Annotated in this window: 13 protein-coding genes; 5 read left to right on the forward strand and 8 right to left on the reverse strand. The window is 32.7% G+C overall.

Annotated elements, in window-relative coordinates; translation table 11 throughout:
- Positions 1-7: 7 nt before the first annotated feature.
- The 3 genes from J1D01_RS08225 to J1D01_RS08235 form a co-directional block, all read right to left on the reverse strand.
- Positions 8-3,076, reverse strand: a complete 3,069-nt coding sequence (locus tag J1D01_RS08225) for a SusC/RagA family TonB-linked outer membrane protein (RefSeq protein ID WP_421150485.1) — start codon at positions 3,074-3,076, stop codon at positions 8-10.
- Positions 3,077-3,615: 539 nt separating this feature from the next.
- Positions 3,616-5,301 carry a RagB/SusD family nutrient uptake outer membrane protein gene (locus J1D01_RS08230; RefSeq protein WP_421150486.1) on the reverse strand — a complete coding sequence of 562 codons (1,686 nt, stop codon included), beginning with the start codon at positions 5,299-5,301 and terminating at the stop codon, positions 3,616-3,618.
- 18 nt (positions 5,302-5,319) lie between these two features.
- Complete coding sequence (locus tag J1D01_RS08235) at positions 5,320-8,517, reverse strand: SusC/RagA family TonB-linked outer membrane protein (RefSeq protein ID WP_421150487.1); 3,198 nt, start codon at positions 8,515-8,517, stop codon at positions 5,320-5,322.
- 554 nt (positions 8,518-9,071) lie between these two features.
- On the opposite strand from J1D01_RS08235, the gene J1D01_RS08240 reads away from it, so the two are divergent.
- From J1D01_RS08240 to J1D01_RS08260, 5 genes are all read left to right on the forward strand, one after another.
- Positions 9,072-10,448 carry a 3-keto-disaccharide hydrolase gene (locus J1D01_RS08240; RefSeq protein WP_421150488.1) on the forward strand — a complete coding sequence of 459 codons (1,377 nt, stop codon included), beginning with the start codon at positions 9,072-9,074 and terminating at the stop codon, positions 10,446-10,448.
- Positions 10,449-10,466: 18 nt separating this feature from the next.
- Positions 10,467-11,816, forward strand: a complete 1,350-nt coding sequence (locus J1D01_RS08245) for a Gfo/Idh/MocA family protein (protein ID WP_372937930.1) — start codon at positions 10,467-10,469, stop codon at positions 11,814-11,816.
- A gap of 56 nt (positions 11,817-11,872) precedes the next feature.
- Positions 11,873-13,057, forward strand: a complete 1,185-nt coding sequence (locus J1D01_RS08250) for a Gfo/Idh/MocA family protein (protein WP_421150489.1) — start codon at positions 11,873-11,875, stop codon at positions 13,055-13,057.
- Between the two features lie 137 nt (positions 13,058-13,194).
- On the forward strand, positions 13,195-15,030 hold the full coding sequence (locus J1D01_RS08255) for an alpha-L-rhamnosidase C-terminal domain-containing protein (RefSeq protein WP_421150490.1): 1,836 nt from the start codon (positions 13,195-13,197) through the stop codon (positions 15,028-15,030).
- A 21-nt stretch (positions 15,031-15,051) separates the two neighbouring features.
- Positions 15,052-16,575, forward strand: a complete 1,524-nt coding sequence (locus tag J1D01_RS08260; protein WP_421150491.1) for a hypothetical protein — start codon at positions 15,052-15,054, stop codon at positions 16,573-16,575.
- 265 nt (positions 16,576-16,840) lie between these two features.
- Here J1D01_RS08260 and J1D01_RS08265 read toward each other — a convergent pair whose 3' ends face one another.
- The 5 genes from J1D01_RS08265 to J1D01_RS08285 are packed head-to-tail and all read right to left on the reverse strand — an operon-like array spanning position 16,841 to position 26,279.
- Positions 16,841-18,451 (reverse strand): RagB/SusD family nutrient uptake outer membrane protein, encoded by a 1,611-nt coding sequence (locus tag J1D01_RS08265; RefSeq protein ID WP_421150492.1) that lies wholly within the window; start codon positions 18,449-18,451, stop codon positions 16,841-16,843.
- A 27-nt stretch (positions 18,452-18,478) separates the two neighbouring features.
- Positions 18,479-21,589 (reverse strand): SusC/RagA family TonB-linked outer membrane protein, encoded by a 3,111-nt coding sequence (locus J1D01_RS08270; protein WP_421150493.1) that lies wholly within the window; start codon positions 21,587-21,589, stop codon positions 18,479-18,481.
- A gap of 37 nt (positions 21,590-21,626) precedes the next feature.
- A complete protein-coding gene (locus tag J1D01_RS08275; protein ID WP_421150494.1) occupies positions 21,627-23,144 on the reverse strand; it encodes a fasciclin domain-containing protein in 1,518 nt (505 codons plus the stop codon).
- Positions 23,145-23,179: 35 nt separating this feature from the next.
- Positions 23,180-24,805, reverse strand: coding sequence for a fasciclin domain-containing protein (locus J1D01_RS08280; protein ID WP_421150495.1), 1,626 nt, complete (start codon positions 24,803-24,805; stop codon positions 23,180-23,182).
- 13 nt (positions 24,806-24,818) lie between these two features.
- Positions 24,819-26,279 carry a RagB/SusD family nutrient uptake outer membrane protein gene (locus tag J1D01_RS08285; protein ID WP_421150496.1) on the reverse strand — a complete coding sequence of 487 codons (1,461 nt, stop codon included), beginning with the start codon at positions 26,277-26,279 and terminating at the stop codon, positions 24,819-24,821.
- Between the last annotated feature and the right edge of the window lie 17 nt (positions 26,280-26,296).

Genomic DNA, 26,296 nt, shown 5'->3' on the forward strand with positions numbered 1-26,296 from the left:
TTTAAAATTAGTAGGCCAACTTAAGTCCGAATAATACTGTTTTCATCATATAACCTGCATTATAGGTATTCCCTAATGCAGTTTCTGGATCTGGTCCTGCGTAATCTGTAAACGTAAATGGATTTTGAATATCTAAAGTTAATCTGAGACTAGACATTTTTAGTTTATCTAAAGCATTCTGATTGAAATTATACCCTAAACCAATGTTACTAATTTTAACAAAATCTACATCTACGTAGTAATCGTTTCCAGTTGAAGCATATTGCGCAGCAGGATATTTAGCATTTTGATTATTAGGCGACCAATAATCTAAATCTACCTTATTAAACTTAGCTCTATCATTTTGCCATGGTGCAAAGTTGTTGTAAAACTCAGAATGTCCATAAGTTCCAAATCTTGCGTGCATTTGTACCGTAAAGTCTATATTTTTATAAGCAAATGTATTGGTCATACCTCCAATCCAATCTGGAGATATAGAACCTATTACAACATTATCATCTTGATTAAGCACCCCATCATTATTTTGGTCTACATATTTCCATTGCCCTGGAAACGCACCATAAGTATGTGCTTCTGCTGCCTCATCTATCTGCCAAATCCCATCAAATTCGTAGCTATAAATAGCATCTACAGGCGCTCCTATCTTACGCACGCCATGGTTTCCGTAAGGTATTTCATCTAAATCGCCATCTAGTTCTACAATCTCATTTTTATTTCGAGCATAATTTAAGCTGGTAGTCCATTTAAAATCTTCGGTTTGAATATTAGTTGTATTAAGAGTTAACTCAACCCCTTTATTTCTAACAGAACCATAATTTCCAATAGCTGTTCCATACCCAGATATAGCAGATAAGGTTTTACCTAAAATAGCATCAACTGTTTTCTTGTTGTATACTTCTAAACCTAAACGCACTCTGTTTTGAAGTACAGCTAAATCTATACCTACATTAACCTCTTTAGAGCGTTCCCATGTTAAATCATAATTAGCTAATCCTCCAACAACAACTCCATTTAAATGATTTTCACCATAAACATAATCTGAACCATTTAAAAATGCTAAAGATTGATAAGGTCCAACTACATTATCATTACCAGACTCACCATAACTAACACGGAGTTTTAGGTTACTTAACCAATCTACATCTTGCAAAAATGCTTCATCACTAGCTTTCCAAGCAAATGCAGCAGATGGGAAGAATGCCCACTCGTGCCCAACAGCTAATTTAGAAGATCCATCATATCTACCAGTAAAAGTAAACAAGTACTTATCATCTATACTATAGTTTAATCTACCCGCAAAAGAAGCTAAGGTTTCTTTTTCGTATCCAGTTGAATAGGTTCTAACATCTAAACCAGCTGCAGTGTTATAGTATTTATAAATATCTGTATCAAAATTTCTAGTTTCAATTTGGCTACCTTCATCTTGTCTATAATATACTGAAGAGATTAAAGTAGTTTTTAAGTTATGACCTTCTGCAACATCAAAATTCATATCTATAATATTGTCCCATGTATAAGAAGTATTAAAAAATGAATCATAATACGCGCGTGTACGAGTTTCATCATTTCTAGCAGATTTTGTAAGTAGACCAAATTGCTGACCATGACGTGTAGTACGTAAATTTGGTGCAAATTGTGTTTTAAAACTTAACCATTCTGTAGGCTTATAGTTTAAAAATACGTTTGCAATAACATCTAGTGCTCTGGTATTGTTTAACCATGCATCCTCGTATGCTTCGTAATATGGGTTTGTAAAACGTCCGTCTTGATCGTCTGGGAACAGAATAAGGTTTCCGTCAGGGTCACGAGGGTTTACTGTTGGCGCTAAACGCAATGTACTTCTAAATAACTCGTTACTTCCTGTTTCTCTTTCAGATAATGATAAATAAGCCTTTAATCCAGCCGTAAATTTATCTGATACTTTTTTAGTAACTGCAGTACTTAAATTATAGCGTTCAAATTTCTCAATTCCCATTATACCTTCATTGCTTAAATAACCAATAGACCCATTATAAGTTAAGCCATTATTACCTCCAGACATTGCTATGGTATGACTAGTTTGAATTCCAGTTTTAATATAGTCGTTTTGCCAATCGGTATAACGACGGTTAGCTACATTATCAGCTTCTTCGTTTGATGATCTAAATTCTCCTGAAAAATCAATAGCAGCATTATTATAATCATCAACTGTTGGATAATAAGGTGCATCAAAATCGAACATCCCTTGCCAAACACTACTTCTTAATACATCTTCAACAAAGGCCACATACTCATCGCCGTTAAACATATCTGGTTTATTAGCTACAGAGTTTATACCTACAGTAGCTTCATAAGTAAACCTTGTTTTTCCTTCTATACCATTTTTAGTAGTAATGATTACAACACCATTTGCACCACGAGAACCATATATAGCCGTAGCAGACGCATCTTTTAAAATGTCTACTTGCTGAATATCAGATGGGTTTAAAATATTAATATCATCAAAAAAAACACCATCAACAACAAATAAAGGTTTAGAAAGGTCTCCACTATAATCTAACCCATCTCTAGTTTCGTCATTATTTTGAATTACGGTATTACCTCTAATATCAAAAGAAAGTGGTGCACCTGGCTTATTGTTAGTAGTTCTTACATCTACTCCTGCAATGCGCCCTTGTAGGGCTTGACCTAAATCGGTTTTCTTTTGTTGTGTAATTTCCTGTGTTCCTATAGAAGCAACAGCACCAGTTAAATCGGTACGTTTTACAGCCCCATAACCAATTACTACTACTTCATCTAATCTAGAAGTGTCTTCTTCTAGTTTAATATTCAAAGTCGATTGCCCGTCATAAACAATTTCTTGAGTTTGATACCCTAAGTAAGAGAACACAATTACATCTCCTTTACTAGCTGTAATTTGATAATTTCCATCAAAATCTGTTGCCGCTCCAGTTGATGTTCCTTTTACAAGAACATTTACACCGGGAATTGGAACACCTTGATTGTCTGTAATGGTTCCTGACACTTTAGACTGCGCCCAAGAAATACTAGTGAAGCCTATTATTAAGACCACCAATAAGAGTTTAAGTTTTTCCATATCACTATTTAGTTTTAGTTAATGATGCTAATATATATTTAGAGTTTTATTTTAGAATGGATAAATTATTCTTAAATATGGACACTTTTATCAATAAGTATATTAATACAAACCCTGTAATATTAAAAAATTCGCAATTTTTACACTAATCTTAACAGATAAAAGACTTTTAAAAAGAACGATAAATCCATATCTTTGAAGAAAGACTCCATTTAAAAGAGTGCAAAACAGACTTACCTTAACAAACTTTTAAAAATACTAAACATATTTAAAAACTCTTATTAACAAGTCCATCCTTAGATTCTCAGGTTTATTTTACAGATACTAAACCCTCCTGTATTTTTTTAAATTCAATAAAAAAAGGTTAGATAAATATAGCTCTATATATGCTTCACCGTAGTAACCTATTAACAAGCTTCTTATTGGAATAGAGATTTTATTGTATTCTTAATAACTCTAACATAAAGATAAAATATAGGCAGACAAAGAATTGTCTGCCTATATAAAAAACTAAAACTAACTAACTCTAAAAATTAATCTTATCTATTTTCCCAACCTGGGTTTTGTTGCCAAACAACATCTTTATTTCTATCAATAATTGTTTGAGGAATTGGGAATGTATTAAAATCAAAAGTTAAGCTACTTACTTGGTAATCATATTTTGCATAGGTTCTAATTCTATCTGAAGCTATACTTCCTCCCATGCGTAAAAGTGTATTCCATCTACTTTCTTCTCCAAATAATTCTCTAGCTCTTTCATCTAAAATGAAGTCCAAATCTACCATTTCCGCAGTTGCTAAAATATTACATTGAGCTCTTTCTCGAATCATATTAATATCATCTGCAGCACCTTGAGGATCTCCACTTCGTAATTTAGCTTCAGCTCTTAATAAAATAGTTTCAGGGAGCCTAATTACATAGTCATCTCTCCAGATGTTTTGTCTTCTCTCACCATCTTCAAGTCCTTCGAATTGATCTGTGGTAAATTTTTCATAAATTGGAAAATAAGCTCCATCTGCCAAACCTTCGTTGGCTGCATCTAATTCTTCTTGAGGAACAACTTGACCAACAAGTGTACCTCCTTCATAATTTGGATCGTTATAATAAACGGTTCTTCTGATATTACTTTCATCTCCTCTTATATCTCCATCTGATATTGATGAGTCCCAAATAATAGTTTCGGTTAAATCTGTAGGGCGTAAATAAGCTACTCCTCTACCACCAGTATATTCATCTTCTCCTATAACACCTGGAATTGCTCTCCATACAGGGCTTAAATAGTATGGTAAAGCTAATCTAGCTCCTTCGTCTCCTGCTTTGTATGCTTCGTAGTCAAATTGATAGCACCAAATACTTTCTGTATTACCATCTGAATAATTTTGGTTATTTAATCGGAATAAATCCCACCATACATTTTTACCAGGTTCACTAGCTCTTGAACCAAAACGAGATGTCATTAAAGAATAGATTCCACCATCAATTACATCTGAGGCATATTCTATAGATTTATCGTAAGCATCTTCACTTCCAGTTTCAATACCTAACCCTAAGTAAAATTCGCTTAAAAAGTGTTGAGCAGCTCCTTTTACCACTCTACCAGGCTCATTTGTAATTTCAGGCAAATCATCTAGTATAGATTCTAAATCATTAATAGCAAACTGATAAATTTCAGACCGTTCAGATTGTTCATAATCAAATCTAACAGTTGTGGTTGGTTCATCTACAATAGCAACTCTACCAAAAAGTTCTGCTGCTTGACCATGAGCCTTAGCTCTAAAAAATTTAGCCTGAGCAAGTACATAACGTCTTAATTCTTCTGATTCGAAGGGGATACTTTCTTGTTCTGCTAAAGAAATAGCTAAATTAGAGCGCGCAATCATTTGATAGAGATCGGTATATATATTATATAAACGACCCGCGTTTGGTGTAATTGTAGAGTTGTAATCGCTAAAATTGGTATTTTGTCTAAAGGTTGGTACTGTAAAAACATCTGTACCTTGACCATACATTACGCGTCCTTGGTTATTGTCTATATAACCATGTAACGCTCTATCTTGTTGATACATGGTTAATACTAATTGCTCTACCTGAACTCCAGATGTAAATACGTTATCTACAGTTAAAAAAGTTTCTGGTTCTTGGTTTAAAAATTCATCATCGTCGCAACTAAAATTTAAAAGAATAGTTGCTAAAATCACAATTCTATATATTAAATATTTTTTCATAATGTTTTTTTTAAAAAATTAAAAACTAACGTTTAAGCCAACTGTATAAGCAGTCATTACTGGTAAAGTTCCACTTTGAGCTGATATGCCTCGTTCTGGATCTCCTCCACCAAACCAATTTGTAATTACTAAAGGATTATCTGCATTAGCATATAATTCTAAAGAGCCTATTCCTACATTTAATCGTTTTAAGAAATCTTGGTTAAAGGTATATTTAAGGTTTACATTTTGTAATCTTACAAAACCTCTAGATTGCAATCCAAGGTAACGAGAGTCATTAAAATCTGCTCGAAGATTGGTTGTACTTTGGTTTTCTGGTGTCCACCATTGTCCATTATCAACATCATTATAATCGAATCTATTTTGTAATGAATTATGTCTTGGGTTAGACCCTAAATAATAACCATTTCCTCCAAAGGTTCCTGTAAATAAAAAGTATAAACTAAAATCTTTATAATTAATAGTATTAGATAGCGCCATTCTAAAATTGGGTGTAGTAAATCCTAATATTTTTCTATCTCCTGCAGCTGTAATACCTGGTTCTCCATCTAAATCTCTGTACATAGCATCTCCAGGTTGAGCACCTGTATCTGCAATGTATTGCGTATCACTTTCTTGTACTACACCAATATACTCATAGCCATAAATTGCCCCCAAAGACTCTCCAATAAATAGGCTATTAGAAATATCATCGTCCTCAATACCATCACCATCAATATCATCACCATATAATTCTTTAATTTTATTGCTATTTTTCCAATATGATAAATTTGATGTCCAAGAAAAATTATCGGTTTGATAATTTGTCGTTCCTAAAGAAATTTCAATCCCTTGATTATCTATTTGCCCCAAACTTGCTAAAATTGAAGTGAAGCCACTTGTGCTTGGAATATTTCTATTAAAAATTTGATCTTTTGTTTTTGAAAAATACACATCTGCATTTAAATTTATTTTATTGTCTAACCAACTGGAATGAATTCCAAAATTTAGCGACGTTGTAGATTCCCATCCTAATTCTGAGTTTCCTAAACTTGTTTGCTCAATACCAAATTCGCTTACTGATGGATTGTCTCCAAAAGCATATTCTATGTCACCAGGTTGACCTGTAATGACTCCAGAAAGTGTTTCGTATGGATCTAGCCCTTGATTACCATTAGTTCCATATGAAGCATTTATTTTTAAATAATTTAGAATTTTATTGTTATTTAGAAAATTTTCTTGAGTAAGTGTCCAAGCTCCTCCAACAGACCAAAAAGTTCCAAACCTTTTATCTGCACCAAATACAGACGCACCGTCACGTCTAATTGAAGCCGTTAGGTTATATTTATTATCAAAACCATAGGACAACCTTCCTAAGTAACCAACATTAGATCTTTCTGTAATATCATAAGAATTATTCTGTGTTGTAGCAAAAGTAATACCATTCACTCCTAAACTAGTGTTTCCTAAAGCAGCAAAATCATTACCTGATAATGTAGAAACATCTGTTTTTCTATAATCTCTTGTAGCAACTAAAGTTAAATCTACATTATGTTTATCAAAACTTTTGTTATAATTAATAATATTATCAATAACGTAATTGTAATCTTTATAACGTGAGTTAGAACCATTAGCTTGTGATAAATTAGCTTGTATAGCTGTTTGTGAATATCTTTCATAATAGGGTTCTCCTTCTGTTGGAAGGCCTATGTAATAATTTTCATAATAAAAGCTATCTAATCTTCTATATTGCGAGCTAATAGAATAGTTAACAGTATATTTCAATCCTTCAATCCAAGGTATTTTTACTGTAGCATTTGCTGCCAATCTAAAATAATTTCTTTTATCAAATAAATCTCTAGTACCATCTGTACCCCATAAAGGGCTTTGAACATTATTAGCCGTTGGATATCTTTCAAGATCTGTAGATGTATTTGTTGCCGTATTAAAGGGTTGCCCCTCATATCTATATGGATAACCAATTGGAGCCATAACCATAGCTTGACCTAAGTTTGCAGTAACACCAGAAAAGTCACTATTTGTATAAGAACCATCTATACCTACCTCTAACCAACTGGTTATATCTGCTTGAAGCCTTGATCTTAAAGAAATTCTATTAAAATCATCCCCTAAAATCACACCAGCTTGCTCTTCATAGCCACCAGAGAAAAAATAATTAAAACTATCTGATCTTCCTGAAACCGAAACATTATGCTTTTGAATTGATCCATTACGAGATACGAGATCTATCCAATTAGTGTCAACTCCCTCATCCTGTAGAATGTTTCTGTATTCTTCCTCCCAAACAATATCATCAACAGAAGCCGCATCAACTTGAGTTGCGTACTTTTCCAAATATCTATCTCTTGATAATAGATTAGGTTTGTTTTGCCAAACATTAACCCCTGTTGACGAAGAAAATTTTATAACTGGCTTAGATGTTTTCCCTTTTTTGGTATTAATTAAGATTACCCCGTTACCTGCACGAGATCCATAAACCACAGCCGCAGATGCATCTTTTAAGATGTCTATTGAAGCAATATCATTTGGGTTTATATCATTCACACTACCAAGAAACACAATTCCATCTAGAACTATTAAAGGATCATTATTTCCATTTATAGAGTTTTGACCTCTTATAATAATACTTGGTGTTTGACCTACTTGATTTTGGGTACCAATATTAATACCTGGCGTTGACCCTCTAACAGACTGTAAAATACTAGTATTAGATGATAATGCCACTGGAGAATCTTCTAAAGTAACCCTTTCAACAGAGCCAGTGATATCCTTTCGCTTTGCGGTTCCATATCCTACAACAATTATTTCGTCTAGACTTTGAGCATCTGTTTCTAAAGTAATATTAATATTAGTTTGACCATTAACAGCAACTTCTTTTGTTAAGAACCCCACATAAGATATAATTAGCGTGGAATTTTCGGTGGTTAACTCTAATGTAAAGCTACCATCAAAATCTGAATAAGTACCATTTGAAGTACCTTTTTCTATAATGCTAGCTCCTGGTAATGGTGCATTATTACTGTCTGTAATTGTTCCTGTAACAATTAAATTTTGAACAGAATTAGGATCTTTGTTTACTATAGTAACTATGTTACTATAAGCTAATATAGGACTAAAAAACGTACCAAGCACGAAAATTAGACCTAATAACTTAAAACGAGTGTTTCTTGCAAAACAATTAGAAACACTCATTTTCTTAAGTACTTTTTTTTTCATAAAATTTAGTTTAGTTATTAATTCTGAATAATTTAGTATAAAACAAATGAAGCTTTATTAAATAAAAGTATGGCATAGTTTTTTTGTTACCATCCTGTACCATCCTGCTCATATAGTATTAATTAAGATTATTTAAATCTATTATTTCTAAATAATATTTAAGTATTAGATTTTTTTGATGTCTTATAAAAACACAAATCATTTATCATAAATTTAATTGCCTTTAAATAGTAATATACTCTAACCAATAGATAGTATTTAATTTAAGAATTAAGTTTTTTAAACCACTTATTTAATTTTATCTAGTGTATTTTTATGACCATAGTTATAATTTATAAAACAGATTAAATATTTCTAACTTAAAGCAAATTCAATCAAAAACACTTAATTAATTTTAACTTTATTGTTTTTAACAGCTTACAATTTTTGAAACAATGTTAAATGTTAAAACCCTTTAAAAAGAACGATAAATCCATATCTTTGAAGAAAGACTCCATTTAAAAAATCACACAAAAACATAACTTGCTTAATTAATATTTAAAACTTATCTAAACATGAAAAAATCTGTATTATACAGTAAAATACTACTTGTAGCACTTATTAGTTTATTATACAGCTGTAACCAAGTACCAAAAGACGATACACCTTGGAAATCCTTGTTTAATGGAGAAACTTTAGACGGATGGAATCAAAAGGGCGGTGAAGCAAAATACACCGTGAAAGACGGAGCTATAGTTGGAAGCACAGTACACAACACACCAAACTCTTTTTTAACAACTAATGAAATCTATTCTAATTTTATTCTTGAATTGGACTTCAAAGTAGATTCTAGTATGAATTCTGGAATCCAAATTCGCAGTAACAGTTTTCCGTATTACAGAAACGGACGCGTACATGGATACCAAGTTGAAATAGATCCTTCTGACAGAGCTTGGAGCGCAGGTATATACGATGAAGCCAGACGTGGCTGGTTAAACACTTTAGAAAACAACCCAGAGGCACAAAAAGCATTTAAACAAAACGAATGGAATCACTACCGTATTGAAGCTATTGGAGATACTATTAAAACATGGGTAAATGATGTTCCTGCTGCACACTTAATTGACGATAAAACAGCTAGTGGTTTTATTTGTTTACAAGTACACAGCATAAAAGAAGATAAAAAAGAAGGCACAGAAATTGCATGGAAAAACATTAAAATATTAACAGATAGTCTTTCTAAGTATTCTAAAAAGACACCAATTGAACCAATTATTACAAAAAACCAATTGACTATTGATGAAAAGAAAAATGGTTGGAAACTACTGTGGGATGGTAAAACCACTAACGGATGGCGTGGTGCTAAACTAGACCATTTCCCTGAAAAAGGTTGGGTTATTGAAGATGGTGTATTGAGTGTTTTATCGTCTGGAGGTGCAGAATCCAGAGCTGGCGGGGATATTGTAACAGAAGAATTATTTGGTGATTTTGAATTGAAAGTAGATTTTAAACTAACACCAGGAGCAAACAGTGGTATTAAATATTATGTTGATACAGAAATTAATAAAGGCCCAGGTTCATCTATAGGTTTAGAATTTCAAATTTTAGATGATGCATTACACCCAGATGCAAAATTAGGAAACCATGAAGGAAGTAGAACAGTTTCTTCTTTATATGATTTAATAAAAGCAGACCCTAACAAACCTGTTAAACCAATTGGAGAGTGGAATACGGCCTATATTATATCTAAAAACAATCATGTAGAACACTGGTTAAACGGGATGAAGGTATTAGAATACGAAAGAAAAAGTGAAGCATACAGAAAATTAGTATCTGAAAGCAAATATGTAAAATGGCCTAATTTTGGAGAACTTGATAAAGGTCAAATTCTTTTACAAGATCATGGAGATTTGGTATCCTTCAAAAACATTAAAATTCGTCCATTAAACTAAAAAATAAGACTAAATATAATGAGTTCAAACAGAAGAGATTTTATAAAGAAAACCGCATTAGGTGCCGTTGGAGCAACCCTAGTTTCTAATAGCGTTAATGCCATGACAGCAAAAAGCTATAGTAAAATAATTGGCGCTAATGACAGAATAAATGTTGCTATACAAGGTTTAGGCAGACGCTATGGTTCTTACATGAATCCTATTTATGATAAAAAGAATAACATAGAGTTAAGCTACCTGTGTGATGTAATGAAAAGCCAACGTGATAAAGCTGCTAATGTGGTTAAAGAAAATAGTCACCATAAACCTAAGCTAGAAAACGATATTAGAAAAATTATAAACGATAAGCATGTTGATGCTATTTTTATGGCAACTCCAGACCATTGGCATGCTCCTGGCGCATGTATGGCAGTTGCAGCAGGCAAACATGTGTATTTAGAAAAACCTTGTAGCCATAATCTTCAAGAAGGCGAATTACTTATTGCTTACCAAAAGAAATACGGAAAGCATATACAAATGGGAAACCAACAGCGTTCTTCGGCACAATCGCAAGAAATTATAAAAGATATACATAACGGCATTATTGGAGATGTTTACAACGCTATTGCTTTTTACACCAGTAAAAGAGGTCCTGTTCCTCATCAAGTTGAAACAGCACCACCAGAAGGCTTAGATTGGGAATTATTTCAAGGGCCTGCACCAAGACGCCCATATACCCATGATACTTGGAACTATAACTGGCACTGGTATGGTTGGGATTACGGTACAGCCGAAATGGGTAACAACGCAACACACGAGTTAGACATTGCACGTTGGGCTTTAGATGTAAAATACCCAGAACATGTTGAAGTAAAATCTGGTAAATTCCATTATAAAGATGACGGTTGGGAAATGTACGATACTATGGAAGCTACCTTCCGTTTTGGAGGCAATAGAACCATTCAATGGGATGGCCGTAGTAGAAACGGATATGACAAATACGGTGCAGGTAGAGGTACTATAATTTATGGTTCTGAAGGTTCTGTATTTATTGATAGAGATGGCTATAAATTATATGATCTAAAAGGAAAGCTTATTAGAGAAAATGTTATTCCTGGACTAGAAAACGGTAACACCCTTGGTGGCGGTGGCGGTCTTACAGTAGCACACACTTTAAACTTTTTTGATGCCATTAGAGGAAAAGCAGAATTAACATCACCCATTGACCAAGGTGTTATTAGCCAAACCCTAACACATTATGCTAATATAGCCTCTAGAATAAACCAATCTTTTGATGTTGATGAAAACACTGGTAGAATCTATAATAGAGATGCCATGAAATTATGGTCTAGAACATACGAACCAGGTTGGGAAATTAAACCAGTTTAACAAAAAAATAATTAATATACATCGTATCTTTATTGCCTAAAATCTTAAAATAATCCATGAAAAGAAGAGAATTTATAATTAAAGGTTCTATGGCCTCTGCTGCTTTATCAACTTCTGCATTTGCTATGAATAAAGCGTTTGATTTTAAAAATGCCAATGAAACTATAAATATTGGTGTTATAGGAACCGGAGACAGAGGAACTGGTCTTACACATAACATTAATTCAATAAATAATTTTAATGTTATTGCATGCTGTGATATTTTACCTTTTAGATTAGAAAAAGGATTAAATACTGTGGCAGGAAAAGCTAAAGGCTACAAGGATTATAGAAAATTATTAGACAATAAAGATATTGATGCTATATTGGTTACAACGCCATTGAGCACACATTCACAAATAGCTATTGATGCCTTAGACGCAGGTAAACATGTTTACTGCGAAAAAACTATGGCAAAAGGTTATGAAAATATTGACAAATTAGTTAAAAAAGCTAATAATTCTAAAAACCTAACCTTTCAAACAGGACATCAATACCACAGCTCTAGATTGTACACCCATGTGGTAGACCTCATTAAACAAGGTGAATTAGGAAAAATTGCTGCTTTTGAATGCCAATGGAATCGCCATGGAAATTGGAGACGAAAAGTACCGAGTCCTGAACTTGAAAAAATTATTAATTGGCGAATGTATCGTGAATTCTCAAGTGGTTTGGCTGCCGAACTTTCTTCGCATCAAATAGATTTTGCCAACTGGGTGTTAGATGAAAAACCAATACAAGTTATGGGGTCTGGTGGCATTGATTATTGGAAAGATGGACGCGAAACATACGACAATATTCACTTAATCTACAACTATGCTAGTGGTGTTAAAGCTAAATTTACCTGTTTAACTAGTAATGCTAAAGATGGTTACCAAATAAAAGTTCTAGGAGACAAAGGCACGTTAATTTTAGATTATAAAAAAGCCTGGTTTTATCCAGAGGGAGGTAAAAAAGAATTAGGTGTTGTAGATGGTGTTTCTGGGGCTACTACAAGTTTTAACAAAGATAAAGGATACCCTGTAATTGTAGACCATAAAGAACCTAGTTTACAGGCTTTAATTGATTTTAGAGATAATATTATCAATAAAAAAGAACCTATATCTGGGTTAAAAACAGGTGCCAACACTGCTATTTGTATTCAAATGGCATTAGACGCTATGTACAACAATAAAATTGTGAAAGCCCCTTCATTCTACTAGAATTTTTTTAGAATTGCTGTTAGATTAATCATTTTGAAATCTTTTAATTTAACGTCCATCGTCTGGGAAGTGCTTTCTGTATAAGAAAATTGTTAAGCCTTCGCCTTTTATTTAATTTCGAAAAAATTTAGATTTTGATGAATAAATCACTTTTTTTAGTAGCACTCCTATTTGCTACTGTAACTACACAAGGGCAAACTATAGATAAATTAAATCTGCAATACTCTTACTTTGCTCCTAAAGAGATTATAAAAGTGAAAGAAGGTCATTATTTTATCGATTTCGGTAAAGCTTATTTTGGAACCGTTCAAATCACTTCAAAAGTACCACAAAACGATTCACTTATTGTGCATCTTGGTGAAAAACTAGAAAGTTTTCACAAAATAGACCGAAATCCTGGTGCTACTATTCGATACAGAAAATCAATACTTTCAGATATAAAAGCCAATGTACCTATAAGTGTTGCCTTAAAACCATACAAACGAAATACTACTGGAGCAGCCATTAAATTACCCGATTCGGTAGGAGCCATCATTCCATTTCGGTATTGCGAAGTTGAAAATTTAAAAATTCCAATTGAAAACATTCAATTTAAACAAAAGGCACTTCATTATAAATTTCATGATGATGCTAGCTATTTTTCGTCTTCAAACCATATTATGGATTCTGTATGGGCTATGTGTAAACACACCATAAAAGCCACCACTTTTACTGGTTATTACGTTGATGGCGATCGCGAACGTATTCCGTATGAAGCCGATGCTTATATTAATCAACTTAGTCATTACAGCGTCGATTCGGTATACACCATTGCTAGACGCACCAATGCTTATTTTATTGAAAACCCAACATGGCCAACAGAATGGTTACTGCATACGGTTTTAATGTTTTATACAGATTATATGTACACAGGAGATTTAGAACCTTTAGCTAAACATTACGACAACCTGAAACTTAAAACCCTAATGGAATTAGAGCGTAATGATGGTTTGATAAGTTCGAAATCGCCCAAACTTACCAAAGAATTTATTAAAAAATTAGGATTTAAAAAGCCGAATACTAAAATTAAAGATATTATTGATTGGCCACCTGCACAAAAAGATACAGGTTGGAAATTAGCCACTGCCGAAGGTGAACGAGATGGTTACGAAATTGTACCTGTTAATACCGCGGTAAATGCTTTTTATTATTACAATTTAGTTTTAATGGGTAGAATTGCAAAAGCTTTAAACAAGTCAGAAGATGTTCTATTTTACCAAAAAAAAGCTAAACAGGTAAAACACGCTATTAACACCAAATTCTTCGATACTGAAAGAGGTGTTTATATTGATGGTGAAGGTTCTAATCACGCTTCATTACACGGCAACATGTTACCTTTAGCTTTTGATTTAGTTTCTGAAGAGCACATCACTTCGGTTACAAAATTTATTAAATCCAGAGGAATGGCCTGTAGTGTTTACGGCGCACAATACTTATTAGAAGGTTTGTATAAATACGGTGAAGAACGCTATGCTTCACAATTAATTTCTGATACCATTGGGGACAGGAACTGGTGGAATATGATAAAGGTAGGCTCTACCATGGCCATGGAAGCATGGGATGTAAAATACAAACCCAATGCAGATTGGAATCATGCATGGGGAACAGCACCCTTAAACGCTATTACACGTTATATGTGGGGTATTAAACCTAAAACGCCTGGTTTTAAGGTAGCCGAAATACACCCTAAAATGGGTGATTTATTACATTCAAAAATAAAAACACCAACCAAACAAGGTGTTATTTATGCCGATTTTGAAAAAATAAGTGCTAACGAAACTATTTTCAAAATTACTATTCCCGACGGTATGACAGCCGAATTTATCCTTCCTAAAACATTTAAAAAAGCCTATGTTAATAAGAAAAAAGTAAAGCGTAAAAATGAAACTCTTTTACTTCAAAGTGGTGAAAGCTTAATTAAAATATTATACTAATCAACAAAAACTCATTTTAAAATGATGAAATATCTTTTAAAAGTTTCGGTAACCTTTGTTCTAGTATTAATAATCACACCAGGTTATTCGCAATCACTTCAACCTTCAACTTTGTTTAGCAATAATATGGTACTACAACAAGGTATGGATGTGCCTGTTTGGGGAACTGCTGCTCCAAACGAAAAAATTACAGTTTCATTCGCTAACCAAATTAAAACTACAACTGCAAATAACGAAGGTAAATGGATGCTTAAACTATCTCCATTAAAAGCCACAAAAATTCCAACAGACATGGTTATCTCTGGATCTACTGAGGTTAAAATATCAAACATTGTTGTTGGTGAAGTCTGGATTTGCTCGGGGCAATCTAATATGCAATTCAACGTAAATCAAGTTCCTGAAATTAAAGCACTTATTCCTTTTGCAAATAATATTAGAAGTTTTGAAGTAAAACGTACTGTATCTTACAATGAAGAAGAAAATGCCATTGGTAAGTGGAAAACCACACACCCCAGTAGCGCCGTAGCATTTGGTTTTGCTTATTTTTTAGAAAGTATTGGTGATGTACCTGTTGGCATTATTCATGCGTCTTGGGGAAGCTCTTCTATTGAAGCGTGGATGCCTAAAGATATGGGCAATAATCTCCCCTATTTTAAAACAATAATGAATGATTTTGATGCTGACATTGAAACTCGAAAAAAAATTGAAAAAATAACAAGTAAAACAAACGGATGGTCACAAAAAGAAGACATCTTTTTAAGACGCCAACCAAATATTCTTTACAATGCCATGATGAAACCTTTAGCGCCTTTTGCTTGCAGAGGTTTAGTTTGGTACCAAGGCGAACGCAACACGCGCTACTTATCGGGTGTACCAGAAGTTGATGATAAAACGTGGTTTCATAGGGTTATTGGTATGAAAGAATACGGTGATGTATTAAAACAATGGATAAAACGCTATAGAAAAGAGTGGAACAATGATAAGATGTTTTTTAATATAGTTATGCTCCCTGGTTATGGGAAAGGCACCGCTAAAAAACCCGAAATTGATCCTGAAAGCCCTACTGAAGAATCGTTTGCATGGTTACGAGAATCACAGTTAAAAGCGTTAGATTTACCTTATACCGCTGTTGCTAACACCATAGATTTGGGTGATGTAAAGAACATTCACCCTACCGATAAATATCCCATAGGGCAAAGACTTGCTCTATTAGGTGCTAAAAACACCTTAAATAAAGATGTGGTAGCAGAAGGCCCTATGCTTAAAAACATTGAACAAAAGACCAACACTTTAATTGTTTATTTTAAAAATAGTCAAGGTTTAAAAACTACCGATAAAAAAGCCCCTACAGGATTTTGGATTGCAGATGCATCTCTAAATTGGAAAAAGGCCGAAGCAAAAATTGAAAATGAAACTGTTATACTCAGTAATAAAGACATTAAGAATCCTTTATACGTTCGTTATGCTTTTGCAGGAAAACCAACCGTTAATTTAGTTAATGGTGCAAATTTACCTGCATATCCTTTTAGAACGGATAAGAATTAGGACTTCATTTTTAACTTTTAATTTAATTCTTAAACTTAATTAGATTATAACTATGTTATCTAATAAAGTTCTAGCCTTATAAACTTTCTTTAACATAACTATAAAGGCTTTATAAATAAATTTAAACCCTGTCCCTGCCTAATTTAAAATAGCCCATTTTGTTATAATATGTAAAAATATAAGGCGCACAAATTGTTAGATAACAATTTATGCGCCTTTTTGAAATAATTAACCTGAAATAAAATCAGGTTAAAAACTAAAAAACTTAATTTTCAATAAAATTCTCTGGTAAAACTAATGGTAAAAACCAGTTATCTGGGTTCAATAATTTTTGCTGTATGCTAGCTGCTCCAGCTAAATCTCCAGAAGTTTCAAATTTACTAGCTACGGCATCAGCCAAAATACTAGGGTTGCTACTTCTTAATGCAAAACGCATTAAATCTTCCCATCTATTACCTTCAAAGGCTAATTCTAGTGCTGCTTCCTCTAAAATAAGCGCCCCTACAGCTTCAATTTTTTCAGCATCAGATAATTCTTCATCAACTGTTACTGGAGCCATTCCTGCTCTTCCTCTAATCCCTAAGTTACCAGAAGTTGGTTCATCACTTGAATTAACACTGTAATACTGATCTACATCAAAATTTAAAAACTCTTCAGTATTATTAAAAATAGGTGCATCTACAGGCTCTACATCTGGGTTATTAAAAATACCATTTACAATTGCTAAGGCTTGGTCTGGATAACCTGCATAATTTATAGCTTCAGCATATCTCAAATAAATTTTTGCTATTCTGTTCCAAACAATGTATTCATATTGGTACTTTGTTATCATAGCCAAATCACCTTCACCTGTATAAGAACTGTCATCTAGAACTCTTGTATCTCCAGGTAAAACAGGGGCTCCTTCATACCCTACAAATTGTCCACTCCATTTTAATATGGCTAATTCTGAAGGTTTTAATTGTGTAGTTAATATCTCATAGTCATCATTTGATTGACGATATTGATCATTAAATGCCACATAATTTACCACTTCATTACCAGCTATATTATCAGCAAACATATCATTCCATCTAATGGTAATGCTATAAGTACTTCCGCTAGTTGCAACAGTATTACTATATGAGGTTAGGTTATATAAACCGCCTGAAACGTTATCATCTAAAAACTTTTTGTAGTGTATTGCTGCTTCTACATAACTACCTTTCCATAAGTATAAATCTCCTAAAAGGATATCTTGGTCAGGTATCATTTTAAATATGTTAAACCCAAGTGAGTTTTCATATTTTGTAACATTTTCTACATCTGTAATGGGTTCTAGATTAGCTATTAATTGATCAAGCGCTTGGTCTCTAGACAATACAGGATAATTTTTATCAAGATCATCATTAGTTTTAATAGGCTCTGTAATGTATGGAAGTTCACCGTAATTAATTAAAATTTGCATTTGAGCCCAAGTTCTAATTCTAAGAATTGATGCATAATCATCTAACAACAAATTCTCATAGGCCTCGGTATCTATACCTTCTAGTGCAAAGTTACAGTTGTTTATAATTGAAAATAACTGTGTTGGATCAGCAAAACTATTACTTTCAGTTACCTCATGGTTATTAATTTGTCTGATTTCATCTGCAGTACTAGCATTTACATTAACCAAATCTGCACGAATTTCACCTAGCACTATGTACTGACCAGCAATATCTTGCATTTGTGATAATATACCAAATAAAGCTGATCTAGCATCTAACTCACTATCTCCTAAGTAATCATCAGACAGTAGTACCTCTTCTGGATCAACATCTAATAGATCTTCACAAGAAGTAAATAATGTTAAGCTTAAGAGTACTCCTAATGTTATATTTATATATTGTTTCATTATATGTGTTTTTATATTTTGAATAAATTATAGTCCTACTCTAACACCAATTAATACTGAACTGTATTGTGGTGTAAAACCAGCATCAATACCTTGTAAATAACTTACTTGAGATGTACTAACCTCTGGGTCATAACCTAAGTAATCTGTAATTGTAAGTATATTATTAGCTGTAATATAAAAAGTAGCATTAAATATATCTGGGGTATAAGACAGAGAAATGGTTTTAAGACGAATGTAAGAACCATCTTCTATCCATCTGTCTGAAAATCTTGAGTTACCTGGTGCGTCACCGTAAACTGCACGAGGAATATTAGTATCTTGATTATTAACAGACCAACGGTTAACTGTAGCTAAACTTTGGTTTGAAAAATCGCTCATAGATTCATTTTTCCATCTTAGCGCATTGTAAACATCGTTACCTTGACTAAATGAGAATACAGCTGATAAGCTAAGCTTTTTATAGGTAAAAGTATTGTAAACCATTCCTGTAAAATCTGGATTTGGATCACCTATTACTACTCTGTCATCTTCATCAATTATATTATCTGAATTAGAATTAACAAATCTCACATCTCCAGCAACAAATGGTTGTTCAAAACCTTGATAATCTTTATAGTTTAATCCTGCTGCAGTTGCTTCTGCATCATTATTATAAATTCCGTCAGTTTTGTAACCGTAAAATAAACCTAAAGGACTACCTTCTTTATTTAATATTGTGGCGTTTAAGCCATCTATATTATTTATTTGTTGGTCTCCTGGTAGAGAAACAATTTCATTTTTATAATGAGCAATATTACCACCAATATCCCAAGTAAAGTTATTAGTGTTAAATACACGAGCATTGAAACCTAATTCAAAACCAGTGTTCCTTAATTTACCATCATTATTTAAAAATCCATCACTTCCAAATACGGGATTAGATTCATTTAAATTTAATAACCCATCGGTTACATTATTAAAATAATCTATATTAAATGATAATCTTTCATTTAGTAAGCCTATATCTAAACCTAGGTTAGCTTTAGTTGTTTCTTCCCACCTAATAGAACTATTAGCTATATTTCCGTTAATTAAGCCTGTTCCTTCTAAAAATCTTGTTGAAACAAAATAAGATTCGGCATTGTAATTACCTATACCATCATTACCTGTTAACCCGTAACTAGCACGAAGTTTTAACTGATCTATTGAAGAGTTAGCCATAAAGTTTTCTGATGATATTAACCAAGCTGCTCCCAAAGAAGGGAAAAAACCGGCAGATTTGGCGTCTCCAAATCTTGATGAGGCATCAACTGAAAGGTTATAACTTACAAAAAACTTATTTAAAAAAGAATAATCTGCATTAGCATAAATAGAAGCATATTTCCAGTTACCTATACTACCTGATGTAACAAAGGTTAAACGGTCTCCACTATTTAAAGATGTAAATTGATCATCTCCGGAATTTCCACTAGTAGAATACGAATTTTCATAATTATTTTGATTGTAACGTAATCCAAGGTTTAATGAGAAATCATGAATTTTATCTACACTAAACACGTAATTTAGCCTGGTATCATTATATATGGCAAACAAACTTTCTGCACTTACCTTTGAAGTTCTAACTTGAGCATCTCCATATTCATTATACTCTGTTGAAAGCCCTAAGTCTGGTAAAAACACATTTTGTCTATTTTTAATATAATTAGCTCCTATCAATGTGCTAAAATTTAATTTATCTGAAATTTGATAGGTTAGTTTTAAATGCCCATATAAGTTATAATCTTTAGCTGTAAAAATAGTGTTATCTGTTATAGCAACAGGGTTACTAAAACCACCAATATCATCAATATCTTCGTAAATATCAGTTACTACACCATCTGCATTTGGCACAAATGGTGCTAAAAAAGGCGATTTGTTAAGTGCAGAATAAATTGGAGAGGTACTTAATAAACCATCATCAAACACATTACGGTCTGTGTAACTAACACTTAAGTTTGTATTTAAAAATAATTTTTCTGTAACACTAGTTTCTGCATTAAAACGTGTTGTAAACCTATCAAATTCTGAATTTTTAACAACCCCTTTGTTTGAGGTGTAACCTACTGAAAGACCATATTTAGAAATTTCATCTCCACCAGTTACTCTTAAATAATAATCGTTTACGTAGTTATTACTAAATACTTGGTCTTGCCAGTTAACTTCATTATGATATTTTTCGTAATCCTCAAATGATGTATTTTCATTAAAAAATGGCATTCTGCTAATTTCATCATTTGTGTATAAACCAGAATTATTCATTTGATCTGACAAGTATGTTCTATACTGATTACTGTTCATCATAGGTATATTGTTTGGAGTAACATTTAAACCTCCTTGAACATAAAAATCTATTTTTGTTGAAATACTTTCTGCCTTATTAGTTTCTATAAGAATAACACCATTTGCTCCTCTTGACCCATAAATAGAAGCCGCATCTTTTATTACAGTAATGTTAGCAATATCTTTAGGGTTGATATCAGATAAAGGATCGTAACTATAACCACCTATTAAAGAATTGTTAGTAAAAGTATTAGTTTCTAACATCATACCATCTACAATAATTAACGGTTGAGTATTTCCGTTTATAGTATTATATCCTCTAATAAATATATTAGCCCCTATTCCTGGTACACCAGATCTCATAATGGTTCTTACACCACTTAGCTCGCCGTTAAGTACATTAGCCAAAGATTCTTTTGGTGTAGCTATGTCTCCTTTTTTTGTTGAAACTGAATTTACAATAGAAGTGTTAGACTTGCTATTAAGCAACATGTTAACCTCTTGTGTGTAATAAGAGTTAAAGCTCTTATCATATAACTTAATTTCAACATTTGTACGTCCTTTAAGGGCTACTTCTTTTGTTTGATAATCAGGATTAGTAACTATAAGTGTTACTCTATTATCAGGAACGTTCATTGAAAATTTCCCCGAACTGTCTGTTAAGACCGAAGAATATTGACCAACCCGAATATTAATTCCTGCAAGTGGTTTGTTATTACTAGCATTTAAAACCGTACCTGTTACGGTTAAATTGGTGTTTTCCTGTCCTCGCAATGCAAAAGTGATTCCGAAAAATAAAATGAAAAGCAGGGAATACGTATTTTTTATTTTCATCATAATCAGATAATTCATATTTAATTTATGGTTGTTATAATTATTCTGTTGGAACTAGTTCTGCATAATCGATACCAAAACGTCGGTCATACAATAAAAGTTCTGGTTCACTAACGTCTATAATAATTTTAAGCGTTACAGAAAAGTAATCTCCTTCTATACCTGTTGCATAAAAAGAAAAATCAAAAGCATCACCAATAGTAACAACCCCGTCTTCTAAATTATTAACAATAAGAGGTATTTCTTCTGTTATTGGAGCAAAATTAGAACCAATATAACGAAGCTGAATCTTTAATTTGGTGTCTTGCGATGCACCTACTGGAGAAAACTTTAAATTAAGATTATAGCTAGCTGCAAGTACATTACTAAATGTTATCTCAAAATAATTATTACCGTCACTTCCATCTGGATTTTCTAACAGAGATACTTCATTTGTAAATTGACCAGAAGCAAAAGCATCATACTTTTTTTGAATAGAAAAATCTGATAATGATCCTATTGTTCTATTTTCGGTATTTTCAATTTCATATCTAATAGGCTTGTAAATAACCCCTCTAGGATCATAATCTAATTCATTCATAACAAACAAATTACCATTGCTAAGAGGTACATTTTCAACTATTAAACTAGGGTCTAACATAATATCACTTCCGGTAGTGGTTGTAATAGTATTACCGCTTAACTCACTAGGTTCTACTAATGGAAAATTTAAATTTTCAAAAATTGTTTTGTCTGTTCTATTTTTAATAGAATCTGGAATTGGACTATAGTAATAATCATCTAAAACATCAAATATACTAGCATATGCATCATCTGTTAAGCCAATAAAAGAAAAACGCTCTTCTTCAGAACTTAAATCTCCAATAACTTTAAAATATGTGTTTGTTGAACTAAAAATAGAATCGTAAACGGGTTGCCCTAAAGTATTGGTTCCTGTTTGTATACTATTATCTGGATCAAAAGCAGTTTCATTAAACTGGCTTAAATAATCCATTAATAAAGGAAATTGCTCTGCATTGTCGTTTAAGTATCCCCAAATATTTGGGTTTACTTGTAAAACTTCATCAATAGTATGTAAAATACCATTAGAGGCTAATATATCTTTTTCTACTACATTAACGCCTCCAAATGTTGAACTTTCACTTGTATTTAAAAACTCAACATATTTATTATTAAGCATTTTTACAAGTGTTTCTTCATTTTGAGCTGTATTGTGTGAAAAAAGGCTAATGTGATTACCAATAAGCTCTTTTAACAAGTCTGGATTACTTAAAATATCACTAGATACTTGTTGAAAAGCAGCATTATCAGGAGCCCAAACTGTGTACGCTTGGGCTGTAGCCAATAGGCTACTATAACCTGTTTGATTAAGATAATTAACAAATGTTGAATAATCAGGATCCTCTGATAGGATTGATAAGATATTAGACTCTAGCCTAGAATCTAGTTGTTCATAGTGGTCATCCCATGCATCATCCTTACAACCTAAGGTTACAAGCAAGCTAAGCATTACCACAATACGGCCAAAGTTAACAATGGCTTTATTTTTGTTTTTCATTATTAGTTCTTTAATTAATATATTTAGTTAGTTTGTTAGTCTACAGGTATCCATTCAACAAAGTCCATTGGGCTATTACCAGATTTTATAGTTTCAAACCTTATAACATGGCTTTTTTGCTCTGGCACCAATAACTCTTTAGTAACAATAAACCTACTGTTTCCTGCTTTTTCAGCTTGAGAAACCCCGTTATTGTCTACATATTCTTCATAACCTAGTCTCCAACCTCTGGTCTCCATTAAGATTTCATCTGGCCATCCCATACCGCTTGCTTTTGTTGTCATATCATATACAGCACCAATAGGCTCACCATCCCAATATATTTGGAATTTAGCACGCGCATTGTTTCCGCCATTACCCATTACAAGCATTTCGTATTTACCTTTTGGTAATACTGGTGTGTCAAATTCAAACCATGCAACACCTGCTATATCTAAAACTGTATGGCCTATATTAGAGTTTTTACTTTGCTGTAAGTATCTTACCTCTTTTTCTGGAAACCAACGAATGCGTTCCCAAGCTGTACTTAAAACCTTTTGGTGTGAACGAATTAACTTAGATTGATATTCTGGTTGATCATTTATAAAATCGTAGATAATATGTTTTGGTTTTGGCACAAAAATGGTAAATAATTTATCTACAGTATGGTACACACCGTTTTTAGATGGATAGTTACTTTCTGCCGTAATGATAGAAGTCCATGTATCATCTGTACCTGTTTCGGTTTCGTTAAGTCTTAATTCTTTATCTGTTTTGAAGGATTTAATAGCATTTCTAGGTAAGACTGTATTTATAAAGTTATCTTCTGGAAAATCTGAAGTATATAAAAAGTTTTTAGTAGCATGGTATCCTACATATCTATTTAAATCGTTATCAGGATCTGTAAAGTTAGAATCATCAGGAGAGATTCTAGCTACTAAGTCTTCAAAAGAATAGATTCCTTCTTGAGCATAAACCTCATCAGACTCTGCCAAAATAGTAAAGTTATTTTTTGAACCATATTCGTTATATACTACAGAAAACTCTTCGTAATACCCAGTTTGTTTCATAGCTTCAACAAAAATGGTATGTTTGCCTGCTTTTTCCATAGCCGCTGGAACTGCATCTACAAATGGAGATAACACCCCATCAATAGCATGTATAACACCGTTATTGGTACGTATATCATATTGATCTAAACCAACTTCTCTGTTAATTTCTACATTAGCAATACCACCGCCTTTTAAAAAGGATGTTGTTAAATAGTCTCCAGTAAATGTAGTATCTGGTAGTCTTCCTTCTATAAAGCTACTGGTTAGCTTACCAGATGGCATGGTATGAAATTTAACTAAAGTTTGTAGCCATTTTATATCTTCTTCTGAAGTAAGTTCATCTACAGAACTGGCATTAAAATTTTCTTGAATATAGTTTAATATAGCTTCGTTAGTTGGTGCAAAACAAGTGTAGTTTCCATAACTTTTTAATGCGTTATAGTATTCTGCTTTTTTAAGAATTTCTACATACAATGAAAATTTCTCAGGATTTGATTCTAGCGTACCAATTATGGTCATCTCGTCTGTAGTAAAGAACGTAGTGTCATCAAGACTGTCATTACATGCATTTAATAGTAACATAAATACACAAAGACCTCCAATCCATGTAATTAATTTGTTCGTTTTCATAATAAAAAGTTTTTTAGTTTTCGTAATAGGGGTTTTGCTCCAAGTTAGGATTCAAATCCACCTCATTTTGGTAAATAGGCAGAAAATACGATTCTTGTTCTGAGTAAAAACTCAAAATTAATTCATAATCGTCTGCAGTACTTTTAATATCAGCTAAGTCTGTTATTAAATATTGATCTTGAAAATTATTTCGACGCGCAAAACGTAATAGGTCATACCATCTTTTAGCTTCAAAAGCGAATTCTTTTTGACGTTCTAATAAAACAGCATTTAACAAAGCGCCTTCTTCTATAGCTACATCTAATGGAGCTCCTGTAGCTCTTTGATGCACTTGTTCTATAAGGTCTGCTGCTTTATCTAAATCTTTATTTTCTGAAGACAAGATATATGCCTCTGCTTGCATTAATAAAACCTCGGCATATCTGTAAAATATAAAAGTGTTGAAAAATTCTTGTTGCCCACGGTATTCTCCAGTTGCATCAACACCTGCAAATTTAAATACTCTGTTTAAATCTCTATCATAAGTCGCTTTGTCTGTTCTTACGTCATCTGGATACCCTAAATACAACTGGCCAATTTCTCCAAAGGGAGCATAGGTTGGATTACCTACATAGAAAGCATTTTGGTATGTACTGTTAATATCACTAAATTGAAGTTCAAAAATTCCTTCTGTTGAATTTCCTTCAAAGAATATTTGGTTAAACCATTCTGAACCTTCAACCAAGCTATATCTGCCAGAATCTATTATTTGTTGAGTAGCAGCTATACATTCATTATATTGCTCACTCCATAAATATGCATCTGCCAAAATTGCTAATGCTGCTCCTTTAGTCATTCTTCCTTTATCATAAGCAGCAGATTGAGCGTACCCTAAATTAAGGTCTTCTACAGCTATTTTTAAATCAGAAATAATTTGAGCAATTACTTCGGCTTCTGTACTTTTTGCTGGATAAAAATCTACTTGACTGGTTGAAGTTGCTGTTAATACCAATGGCACATCTCTAAAGTTTTTAACTAAAGTTAAATAAACTAAAGCGCGTATTGTTAATACTTCTGCTTTATAGTTAGCTAATTCTTGTTCTGTAAATGATAAGTCATTTTCTTTAGCACTATCTGCAAACTCTAAAACTAAATTGCAATAATTAATAGTTTGATAAAAATTACTCCAATTAACTAAACTATTAGTGGGGATGATATAATTTTTCATCATGTTTAACTCATTGCTTCCTGCTCTTAATGATACTAACATTTCAGCTCTAAGTTCTCCCCATTTAAGGATTCTATCTGTAAAACCCGATTGGTTCATAGAAGCATAACAACCTGCAACAGCTGCTGCTACCTGCTCTTTATTTTGCCAAAACTCCTGTTGGATTAAGTTATCTTGTGGCTCTAGTTCCAAATAATCACTGCAGGAAAATACTGTTGCTAGAATAAGTGGAACAATTACTAATATTTTTATTATGTTTCTTTTCATAATACTTAAAAGTTGTT

This window comes from Seonamhaeicola sp. NFXS20 (assembly GCF_049132085.1).
In the GTDB taxonomy this organism is placed as follows: domain Bacteria; phylum Bacteroidota; class Bacteroidia; order Flavobacteriales; family Flavobacteriaceae; genus Seonamhaeicola.